General features: G+C 68.1%; 8 protein-coding genes and 1 pseudogene. 5 read left to right on the top strand and 4 right to left on the bottom strand.

Annotation, left to right across the window (positions count from 1 at the left end):
- Both tnpB and FJ694_RS20935 read left to right on the top strand, forming a co-directional pair.
- On the top strand, positions 1-605 hold a 605-nt coding region (gene tnpB, locus FJ694_RS20940), incomplete at its 5' end, for an IS66 family insertion sequence element accessory protein TnpB (RefSeq protein WP_232540150.1).
- Positions 606-637: 32 nt separating this feature from the next.
- Positions 638-931 (top strand): hypothetical protein, encoded by a 294-nt coding sequence (locus FJ694_RS20935; protein WP_157269275.1) that lies wholly within the window; start codon positions 638-640, stop codon positions 929-931.
- Between the two features lie 31 nt (positions 932-962).
- Here FJ694_RS20935 and FJ694_RS20930 read toward each other — a convergent pair whose 3' ends face one another.
- Positions 963-1,907: a DMT family transporter gene (locus FJ694_RS20930; protein WP_157269274.1), complete on the bottom strand. Its 945-nt coding sequence runs from the start codon at positions 1,905-1,907 to the stop codon at positions 963-965.
- A gap of 135 nt (positions 1,908-2,042) precedes the next feature.
- On the opposite strand from FJ694_RS20930, the gene FJ694_RS20925 reads away from it, so the two are divergent.
- A complete protein-coding gene (locus FJ694_RS20925; RefSeq protein WP_157269273.1) occupies positions 2,043-2,921 on the top strand; it encodes a LysR family transcriptional regulator in 879 nt (292 codons plus the stop codon).
- Positions 2,922-3,072: 151 nt separating this feature from the next.
- On the opposite strand, the gene FJ694_RS37990 is transcribed toward FJ694_RS20925, so the two are convergent.
- Positions 3,073-5,496 carry a TOTE conflict system archaeo-eukaryotic primase domain-containing protein gene (locus FJ694_RS37990; RefSeq protein WP_157269279.1) on the bottom strand — a complete coding sequence of 808 codons (2,424 nt, stop codon included), beginning with the start codon at positions 5,494-5,496 and terminating at the stop codon, positions 3,073-3,075.
- A gap of 138 nt (positions 5,497-5,634) precedes the next feature.
- Between FJ694_RS37990 and FJ694_RS20915 the strand changes: the two are divergent.
- Positions 5,635-6,628: pseudogene (locus FJ694_RS20915) on the top strand (PDDEXK nuclease domain-containing protein).
- Between the two features lie 182 nt (positions 6,629-6,810).
- Here FJ694_RS20915 and FJ694_RS20910 read toward each other — a convergent pair.
- A complete protein-coding gene (locus FJ694_RS20910) occupies positions 6,811-8,718 on the bottom strand; it encodes an FAD-dependent monooxygenase (protein WP_157269272.1) in 1,908 nt (635 codons plus the stop codon).
- Positions 8,719-8,859: 141 nt separating this feature from the next.
- On the opposite strand from FJ694_RS20910, the gene FJ694_RS20905 reads away from it, so the two are divergent.
- On the top strand, positions 8,860-9,282 hold the full coding sequence (locus FJ694_RS20905; protein WP_157269271.1) for a MarR family winged helix-turn-helix transcriptional regulator: 423 nt from the start codon (positions 8,860-8,862) through the stop codon (positions 9,280-9,282).
- A 418-nt stretch (positions 9,283-9,700) separates the two neighbouring features.
- On the opposite strand, the gene FJ694_RS20900 is transcribed toward FJ694_RS20905, so the two are convergent.
- Positions 9,701-10,516, bottom strand: coding sequence for a DNA-binding transcriptional regulator (locus FJ694_RS20900; protein ID WP_157269270.1), 816 nt, complete (start codon positions 10,514-10,516; stop codon positions 9,701-9,703).
- Between the last annotated feature and the right edge of the window lie 119 nt (positions 10,517-10,635).

Below are 10,635 nucleotides of genomic sequence, written 5' to 3'. Positions count from 1 at the left end.
GCAGCGGCTCAATGACGGCCCAAAGTTCATCGTCAATCAGTGGTCTGGCCATAGCGACACCTCGTTCAGCAGACGGGTTCGCCAAGCACGGCGGCATCTACCGTGCCGTTATTTGGTTAGGGCCTTTGATTGACCAATACGGCCAGCGCGGATGCCGAGTGTGCGACCTGGCTACGCGAGGTTCTGCGGTGATCCGCATCGAGGCGGTGTGGCTGTCCACCGCGCCGCTGGACATGCGCGCGGGCATGGACACCGCGCTGGCGCGCGTGGTGGCTGTCTTCGGTGAGGCCCGGCCTCACCACGCGTACTGCTTCGCCAACCGGCGAGCCAACCGCATTTTTCTTGCAGCAGCCTTCTTGGCGGCCACCTTCTTGGTGGCAGCGGTCTTCCTGGTCGGCATCGTGGGTTACTCCCTCAACGGAACGAACGGTGTTGTGACAGCCGGGATTATTGACGCGTGCAAGTACCGTGTCTTCCTGAGAATCCAGGTGAACGGGCAGTCAGGGCCTTGGGCGCTGCATTGCCAAGTGATGCGCAGATGCGGCGAGGGTGGCAGGACAGGGAAGCCGCTGGATCTGGTCAGTACAGCGTGCGCGGTACATTGATCCCGTGAACGCGTTTCTGAAGGAGGGCGCCCATGAACAGATCCAGCCCCGTGGGGATGATGTTGCAGTACGCGTTCGGTCGTGGGCCATCGCGCGCCGGATCATCCAGCGGGCCGGCATCCCCGGCCAACAGCGACATCACGTGTGACTTGTCGCCGCAGATGCTGGCGCTGGCCGCGCCAGCCAGGGCCTGGTGGGAGGCCGGACGGCCCGAGGGCTGGTCGCTGGAGCAGCACCTGGCGGCGCCGACTGCTGGCTGCAGTGCATGTGTGCTGGAGCAGGCACTGGCCGAGGCCGTTGCCTGCCTGGAACGGCAGGGCGTTTGATGGCATCTCTCGCCGCACAGGTTGGCCTTGCCTAAACGCCGGGGCAGCGAGCCTTTGCAAGGCGCACTCCCGGCGCGCTGCGTGCCGGCCATGCATGGAGCGTCAAAGCCAAGGCGACCAAGCCGGCGCCCATGACTTCGCTGGCTTGGGGTGGGACCCCGAGCACTGCACGTACGGCAATCACGGACACAGGCACAACGTTGAGAAACAGCGTTCCCACAGGGGCGCCGAGCCGGCGCACGCCCAGGTTGAATGCGAGTGCCGCGGCGACCGTGGGCACGGCGGCGACGTAGAGCAGTTCCGGCGCGAAGCTGGCCAGTACCGCCAGGGAGGGCAGCACGACCAGTCCGCCAGCCGTGGCCAGCGCCGCGCCCGCGATGAGCCACGGCAGTGCCGCGACGGCCGTGAGCGCGGTGTACTCCAGCGGGCTGTGGTCCGGCAACGATGCGGCGCCACGGGTGTAGAAGACCCAGCCCAGCGTGCCGGCCAGCGTGATCAGGTCCCCCAGCTGCGAGGCAGTGGTGCCGCCCGAGGTGCCTGCCAGAAGCTGCGCCACCGTCGCCACGCCGGCCAGCGCCAGCGCGGCGCTGAACACCGCCCGTGGCGAGGGGCGGATGCCATCGAGCAGCCAGCGCAGGCCCAGCGTGGTGAAGGGCATGGTGGCCATCAGCACCGACCCGTGCGAAGGCGCCGACAGCCGCAGGCCCACGAACACCAGGATGCTGAAGGCGCCGTAGCCGGCCACCCCCAGCAGCGTCAGGCGCGCCAGATTGGCCCGCAGCTTGACCCAGGGCGACTGGCCGAAGCACTGCACCAGGACAAGCAGCAGCAGCGTGGCCAGGGCGTAGCGCACGACGGTGAACCAGACCGGGTCGATCACGCCGATGACGTGCTTGCCGACGAGAAACAGGCTGCCCCAGGCGGTGGTCGCGAACACCAGCGCCAAGTAGGCTAGCGAAGCAGGTAGAGGGAGCATGGCGGCAGTTCTTTGCGAGCGGGAAATGCCTGCCAGTCTTGGCGCCTCGCCGGGCACGGTCCATTCGTTTCGACGGACCGCCGCGTTTGGAAGATCAACACGCACGCCGCCGGCGTCGCTGCCGACAATGGCGCCATGGAGCTCTACCAACTCAGGACCTTCGTGGCCGTGGCCACCGAGGGCAACCTCACGCGGGCGGCGCAGGCGGTCTTCACGAGCCCGCCGGCGGTGAGCGCGCAGCTCAAGTCGCTGGAGGACGAGCTGGGCGTGCGGCTGTTCGAGCGGCAGCCGCGCGGGATGACGCTCACGGCCGCTGGCGAGCGGCTGCTGGTCGAGGCGCAGCGCACGATCGCCGCGGCCCAGGCGATGCAGGCGGCCGCGGCGCAGATCCGCGGGCAGGCCCGGGGCACGGTGCGCATGGGCACGGTCAGCGATCCGGTGTCGCTGCGGCTGGGCGACGTGTTCATGCGCCTGGCCGAGCAGCACCCGCAGGTGGCGCTGCAGCTGCACCAGGCGGTATCGATGCGCACGCTGCAGGCCGTGCGCCGCGGCGAGCTGGACTGCGCCTATGCGCTGTGCGACCAGGCCAGGGTCGAGGGGCTGGAGCTGGCGCGCCTGACCGCATGCGACATCGTCGTCGTCCTGCCGCCGCGCTTTGCGGACACGCCCGCACCGAAGACCCTGGCCGAGCTGGTCTTGCTGCCCTGGGTCACGTCGTCACCCGAGTGCGGGCTGCGACCGCAGCTGGAGGCGCTGTTCAGGCAAGCCGGCCACGGCGTGCCGGCAGGCACCATGGCCGATACCGAAGGCGCCGTGCTCGGGATGGTGGCCAGTGGCCTGGGGGCCGGCCTGATGCGGCGCGACCAGGCCATCAAGGCTGAGCGCGCGGGCCAGGGAATCATCTGGAGCGGCTGGCAAGGCCGAACATGGCTGTGCTGGGCGAGTACCGGCGCGGCGCTGGAAGTGCCGGCCGTTGCTGCGGTACGCGACGCGGTGTTGCAGGCCTGGGCGTGACGCCGGCTGACTTGCCGGCTGCCGCGGCGCAACGCGGCAAGACCCGTCAGGGCAGATAAGTTGCGAGCGCTACAATACAGTTTATGTGAAGTTGCATAGGCAATGAAATCATGAACAGCGCTGCCCTGACGGAGTGCACCGCCTGATTTGTCTACGGAGGTTGTTCCGACATGCCGTATTCCAGGACAGCTTGCATCGTTTGGTCTGTTGACAACGAACCGCTTTCCGCGATCCGGTACCCCATGGACTTGTAGCCTCGCTGTCGCCTGTCCCACATGCGCAGCAGTGCCGGGTGGCCCTCGTCCACGAAGTCGACGATTCGCACACCGGCCTTGGCGACGTGCTCGCGGTGAAGCCGGCCCGCGTACTGCTGCAACGTGCCCTTCCATGACACGGGCATGGCCAGCACCAGGGTGTCCAAGGGCGGGTGGTCGAAACCCTCGCCGACAAGGCGGCCGGTGGCCAGCAGCACGCGCGCGGCATCAGATGGCAGTGCATCGAGAGCAACGAGCAGCGCGTTGCGGTCCTTGCGCGAGATGCGCCCGTGCAGCATGAACAGCGGTGCAGCGCAGTCGGCCAGCCGCGCCGCGATCGCATCGAGGTGGTCGGTGCGCTCGGTGAGCACCAGCACCTTGCGGCCTTGCTTGCAGGCGGCCTGTACCTCAGCCGCAATCGCGTCGGTACGCGCCGCATCGCAGGCCACGCGGCGGAACACTTCCTGGATGGGGGCGTCGGCTGCCAGGCCAAGGCGCGAGGAGAGGTAGCGCGGGATGACCGCGAGGTCCTGCGGCACCTCGTCCGGTCGCTGGGCGGTGTGGCGCACGGGGCCGCACTGCATGAAGAGGACCGGCTGCTGGCCGTCGCGGCGGATGGGCGTGGCGGTCAGGCCCAGCACGTACCGGGCCTTGACGTGGCGCAGCAGAGCCTCGAAGGAGGCCGCGCCGACGTGGTGGCACTCGTCGACGATGACATGCCCGTACTGCGCCACGCGCTCGTCGGCCTTTCCTTGGCGGTAGAGCGACTGCATCACCGCGATGTCGATGCGCCCGGTGGGTCGGTCCTTGCCGCCGCCAATGACGCCGACGCCTTTGCGTTCGATGCCGAGGAAGGCATGCAATCGTTCCTGCCACTGACGCAGCAACTCGGTGCGGTGCACGAGCACCAGCGTGTTGACGCCGCGCCGGGCGATGAGCGCCGCGGCACTGACCGTCTTGCCGAAGGCCGTGGGGGCGCACAGCACGCCGGTGTCATGGTGCAGCATGGCCGCCACGGCGGCCTCCTGGTCAGGACGCAGCAGCCCGGCAAAGCTGGCGTCGATAGGTGTACCACCCTGCCGCTCGTCGTGCAGGTCGCAGCGGATGCCGTTGTCGCGCAGCAGCGTCAGCACGCCGTCCAGGCAGCCGCGCGGCAAGCCGATGTGGCGCGGGAGATTCTGCGCGCAGCCGATGACGCGGGGCTTGTCCCAGACCGACAGGCGCATGGCCTGTGCCCGGTAGAACTCCGGATTCTGGAACGCGGCCAAGCGGATGAGCCGGTTGGCCAGCGCCTGAGGTAGCGCCGCCTTCTCCACGTAGATCTGGTTGGCCAGGGTGAGGGTCAGCGCTTCGGGCATGGGGCCGGCGAGCCGGCCGCCCGAAGCCGGACGCTGCCATGGCGTGGCCAAGTCCTCTTCCTCGATGAACGTGACGTCCAGTGGATGCGCTCCGCCGGTGGCGCGCAGGATCACGGGCTCGATGTCGAGCGGTGCCATCCGCTCGACGCGGGCGAGAAACGCCCACTGGTCGGCATGCGGGCGCAGCTCCTCGTCCACGAAGACGCTGCAGCCGTGCTCGCGACGCAGCTTTTGCAGCGGCAACGCGATCAGGTTGCCAAAGCCGCCCTTGGGCAGGGTGTCCTGGTTGGGAAAGAGCCGGTCATAGGAGGCCAGTTGCAGCTGGCGTATGCGGCTGCAGGCGTGGCCGATGAGGGCCGTTCCCAGGCGCCGCGCGTCGCGAGCGGCCACCGCCGCCGTGAAGAACACCCACGCATGCGCGCCTTGTCCCGAGCGCGAGATCTCCAGCGCCGCCGGCACGCCAAGCTCCCGGCAGGAGCCCATGAAGGCGCGGGAATCCTCGCGCCACTCGGCCTGGTCGAAGTCCACGGCCAGGAAGTGGCAGCTGTCATCCTGCAGCAGCGGATAGACGCCGATGGTGTGCCGGCCGGCCAGGTGGCCGTGGACGACGCCGTCATCAAGCGGCACGAGCTGCCGGTGGGTGCATTCGGCGCATTTAATGCGCGGCTTTTCGCACACGCCCGCTCGCCACTCGTTGGCGCAGGCGGGCGAATAGCCCGAGCGTTCGCCGCCGCGGCTTTCCCAGCGCACCGGGTACACGTCCGTGCGGCCACGGAAGAGCTGCCGGAACAGAGCCACCTTGTCAGCCGTAGTCAGCCGCACCGAAGGCTGTGGCCGCGGCGGCGCTGTCGGCGCCCCTGGAGGCACGGCGGGCGCTCGCCAATCGATCCCGTGCCGCTCCAGCAGCGCCACGAGCCGGGCGTTCTCGGCTTTGAGTGCGGCGATGAGATCCCGCTCGGGCATTGAGGCATCGGCCATGCTGCTGATTGTCCTGCCAAGCTTGTGGCGATCCAGCGACTCGACCCGCTGCGCGCTGCCGGGTGGGGCGGGCGGTCGCGGCGTCCAGCCGCGCCGGCGGGCTATGCCGACTGGCTCGCCGGGCTGAAGGCCGACATCGCGCATGCGCGGCAGCGTGCGGCGCTGGCGGTCAACGCCAAGCTGGTGCAACTCTACGGTCGCATCGGGCGCGAGATCCTGACGCGGCAGCAGGCCCAGGGCTGGGGCGCCAAGGTGATCGACCGCCTGGCGTGCGACCTGCAGGACGCTTTCCCCGACATGCGCGGCTGGTCCAGCAGCAACCTGAAGTACATGCGCTTCTTCGCGCAGCACTGCCCTGGTGGTCGATTTGGTCAGCAGCCTGCTGACCAATTGCCCTGGTTCCACGTCGTGACGCTGCTGACCAAGCTCGACGACCCGGCGCAGCGCGAGTGGTACGCCGCGCAGGCGGTGCAGCAGGGCTGGTCGCGCACGACGCTGGAGCTGCACATCCGCAATCGGCTCCACCAGCGCCAGGGCGCCGCCGTGACCAAGTTCGAGGCCCGGCTGCCGTCGCCGCACTCGGCATTGGCACGCGAGACGCTCAAGGATCCATACCTGTTCGATTTTCTTGGCCTGGGCGACGAGGCGCATGAGCGCGAGATCGAGAGCGGCCTCGTGCGCCACATCACCCGCTTCCTGCTGGAACTGGGCGCAGGCTTCGCCTTCGTCGGCCGCCAGTTCCGGCTGGAGGTAGCCGGCGACGAGTTCTTCATCGACCTGCTTTTCTATCACACGCGCCTGAAGTGCTTGCGTCGTGGTCGAGCTCAAGGCCACGGCCTTCAAGCCCGAGCACGCCGGGCAGCTCAACTTCTACCTCGCCGCCGTGGACGCGCAGGTCAAGGCAGCTGACGACAAGCCCACCATAGGACTGCTGCTGTGCCGGCAGCAAAACCGGCTGGTGGCCGAGTACGCACTCTCGGGCATCGACAAGCCCATCGGCGTCGCCGAGTATCAGCTGCTGCGCGATCTGCCCGAGCCGCTGACCGGCAGTCTTCCCAGCATCGAGCAGATCGAGGCTGAGCTCGGCGGTGACGTGGCCGACGAAGGCAGCTCCTGATCTAACGGCATGGCCGGCGAAAGCGCTGTCAAGTGGGGGCATGCACAAGTGTCAAACGAATGTATGTTGAATACGCAACAAAATTGACACCGTTTGGATTGTCGTTGTGCATTAGAAGGTTGAGATATCAGCCGATGCCGTCCTTAAGTTATAAGCCTCCCCCCCTGATCGAGCTGCTTCTGTCAGCTGCGCACCCGCAAGATGGCAGCGAAATACGCCGTCAGCTCGTCGCGGGCCGTCAGCGGGAGAACATGTGCGACGTACTGATCCGGACGCACGATGACCACGCAACCTGAGGCGCGGTCGATGCCGCGCATCGCAAAGATGTCGTCGCCCCGCTTCAGGTCGGCACAGAAGACCTTCTCGTAGTCGCACAGCCCGTAGCGGCCCACCGGCGGGCGCAACAATGTGGGCATGGCGCCGTAGTCGAGCGAGCGGAAGTCCTGCTGGAAGACGGCCCGGGTGTCGATCACCGCATCCACGTCCTCCCCCGGCGCCGTGTGGCGGCGCAGCGGAGAGGCCGGGTCGTGTTCGAGCCAGTCGCACAGGCTGGCGACAGCGCCACCGCGGCCGCCAGCATCCGCCATGGAGGCGAAGATGAACAGGCGGAATCGCGCGTCGGCTTCGACGCAGTGACCCAGCTGCATGGGCCTGGCATCGGCCAGCCGCACGACCGGGGCGGAATGGAAGCGCTTGCCGATGTCGAAGCCGGCCGCCAGGTGCTGCCAAGTGGGCGCGCCGGTGAGCGCGCCGCGCTCGTACTGGATGGTCAGGCCGCAGGTGAAGGGCAGGTTGTTGACGAACTCGCGCGCCACGCGCGGCAGGTCGCCCGCGGCATCCTCCTCGGCGCGCGCGCCGACGACACGCGCCCACTTGTGGTCAAACTCCACCAGGCCCTGGGCTGCGGCACGGCGTTCGCCGGAATAGCTGTGCAGCAAGGCCGGGTCCGCGCGGCCGGTCAGTACCGAGATCAACTTCCAGCCCAGGTTGAAGGTGTCGCCCATCGACACGTTCATGCCCTGCCCTGCCTTGGGACTGTGGGTGTGGCAGGCGTCGCCCGCCAGCATCACGCGCGGCGCGCGGGTGGCCACTTGGTCCTCGGGCACGTCGTCGAACTTGTCGGTCAGGCGATGGCCGATCTCGTAGATGGACCACCAGACCACCTCCTTCACTTCAAGCTGGAACGGCCGGAAGATGCGCTGCGCCTTGGCGATGATGTCCTCGGCGCCCATGCCGCGGTCGGCGGCGCGCTCGTGCTCGCCCAGGCGGTCGAGCTCGACGTACAGCCGCACCAGGTGCCCGCCCTCGCGCGGCAGCACCATCAGGATGCCCTCGTCCTGCGAGCGCACGAAGGACTTCATGCGCCAGTCGGGGAAGTCAGTGACGGCCAGCACGTCCATCACGCCCCAGGCCTGGTGCGCCGCATCGCCGTGCAGCGCGCCACCGATGGCGCTGCGCACGTTGGAGCGTGCGCCGTCGCAGCCCACGACGTAATTGGCCCGCACGGTGGCGCGCTCGCCCTCGCGGTCGGGTGCGGTGTGCTCCAGCGTGACTGTGACGGGGTGTTCGGCAGTGCCGGCGTCGATGGCCAAGTCGATCACCTTCAGGCCGTAGTCTGGCTCCAGCCGGGTCGGCGAGTGGCGCATGACGTCCAGGAACATGTCGTGCACCCGCGCCTGGTTGAGCAGCACGTGGGGCATCTCGGAGATGCCGTCGGGCACGTCCTGCACACGGGCGACACGCGCCAGGGACGCCCCGACGGCGGGCGTCCAGAAAGTCGTCTCGTTGATCCAGACCGACTCGCGCATGACCTTTTCAGCAAAGCCGAAGGCCTGGAACATCTCCATGGAACGCACGCTGATGCCGTCGGCCTGGCCCTTCTCCATCGGCCCGAGCTTGGGCTCCACCAGCAGGGTGCGGATGCCCGGAACGCGGGCGAGCTGCGCGGCCAGGCACAGGCCCGCCGGACCCGAGCCCGCGATCAGCACGTCCACCGTCTCCGGCAAGGGGTCGCCCGCGCGACGGTGGCCCGCGGCCGCCGGCAGGACATCGGGATCGCCGGCCTTGAAGCCGTTGACGTGGTATTGCATGGCGTCTCCTTCAGGCAGCCCGCCGATCGGGCGCGGTTGCGTACAATATGATTGCATATCATATGCATGCATATTAATCCCGTCAAACGCGTCGGCCATGCCGGCGCGCTGGGGCGTGGCGGGCGACGCGAGGAGTCACGGATGGACAGGATCGAGATGGCCGGGCACCTGATCCGTCGGCTGCACCAGCAGTCGACGCAGGTCTTCCAGGCACGCACGCAGGCCGCGGGTTTCGACCTGACCTCGGTGCAGTTCGCGGCGCTCGACGCCATCGCGCTGCAACCCGGCATCGACCAGGCGAGCCTGGCCGCGACCATCGGCTTCGACCGCGCCACGATCGGCGGCGTGATCGACCGACTGGAGCTCAAAGGCCTGGTGCAGCGCATGGTCAGCGCGCAGGATCGCCGCTCGCGCCGACTGCACCTCACGCCCGAAGGCGAGCAGCTGCTGGGAGCTTGCCGGCCGCTGGTGGAAGCCTTGCAGGCCGACATCCTGGGGCCGCTGTCCCCTGCGGAGCGCACCGCCTTCCTGGCCCTGGCGCAAAAGGCACTCGGGCTGGCCTGAACCGCAGGCCGCAGTACGGGGTGACGGTGTGGGCACCCCCACTTGCTAGGCATCGCAGCGGGTTCGCCCCGCCACTACGCTCTCGTGGCGCGGCCGATCACAGCTCTGCCAGTACCGTCTACATCCGCGCCGGCGCCGACGCCACTCCAGCTCGATGCCGGCAGACTTGATGATGTAAGTCCACTTCTACGTTTTTCGGCCCGGAACTTGGCCAGATCTCGCGGCGAGCCGGTCCACGGCTTGGCACCGTTGTCCTCGAAGAAGGTGCCGGCGGGTGTGTCCACTTCTTGGCCATTGCCGGGCAAGTGAACCGCGGCCGGCCTTTCAGCCTTAAGTCCTATCTGAAGCGTGTGTGCGTCGCACGGTAATTACATTTATCTGAAGTTGGTTGCGCAAGCATAAAATAATGGGGCTACTCTTACGCTTCAATCCAGGCCCGGCTTCCCCGACCGATAGCGTCAGCCAGCCGCCGCAATGCCGGCACGAAGCGCTGCTGCAGGTCACGCTCGGACACCGCGGTCTTTGGAAATACCAGGTTCAACGCTGCCAGCAGCCGCTGCCCGGCTCGCACCGGCACTGCCACAGCGGCGAATTCCGCCTGCTGTAGCCATTCCCCTTCGTTAATGGCGTAACCGCGCTGCAGCGTCTGCTCGATCAGCCGCTGCACGAAGACGGTGTCGCGCGCGAGCTCGCCCAGGCGATCGCCACGGCGGCGTAGCAGCTCCAGCAGCGCCTCGCGCTCAGCCTCGTCGGCGGCGGCCAGGTAAGCGCGGCCAATGGCCGTTTCCAGCAGCGGCATCTTCTCGCCGATCATGGCGCGGTGCTGCGACAGCGCGCTCCAGCGGTGCGTGGACTCCCGCACCACCATGAAGCCCGCCTCCGCCGTGCCCAGGTCGCACGGCCACACCAGCTCGCGCACCGCGGCCTGCATGGCCGGCGACGCGATGCGCGCCACCCAGGCCTCGTCCTCGAAACCCTCGCTCAGCCGCCGCACCTCGAAAGTCAGGTAGTACTGCCCTTCCTTCTCGCCCTGGCGCACCAGGCCCTGCGCGCGCAGCGTCTCCAGCAGCCGCTTCGTGGTGGTGCGGTCCAGCTCGCACAGGCGTGCCAGCTCGGTGGTGTTGCCGATCCCACCGGGCAGCCGGTTCAGGGCCTTGAGCACCGCCAGCCCCCGCGACAGGCCGCGCACCTCCTTGTAGACGCCCTCGTCGCGGTCGTTGGCAGATAACGGCATGGGAAAGCTTGATCCGGGTTAACCCAGGCCAAGACGTGCACCAGGTGCACGCAGTTTACGTGTTGATCCAGCGCAAGGACATTGCGGTCACCGCGGCGCGACGCCGCTTGTGATCCCGA

The sequence above is a fragment of the Azohydromonas aeria genome (genome assembly GCF_009760915.1).
In the GTDB taxonomy this organism is placed as follows: domain Bacteria; phylum Pseudomonadota; class Gammaproteobacteria; order Burkholderiales; family Burkholderiaceae_C; genus Azohydromonas; species Azohydromonas aeria.
Note: the sequence above shows the minus strand (reverse complement) of the source record. Positions and strands in the feature narration are given on the sequence as shown.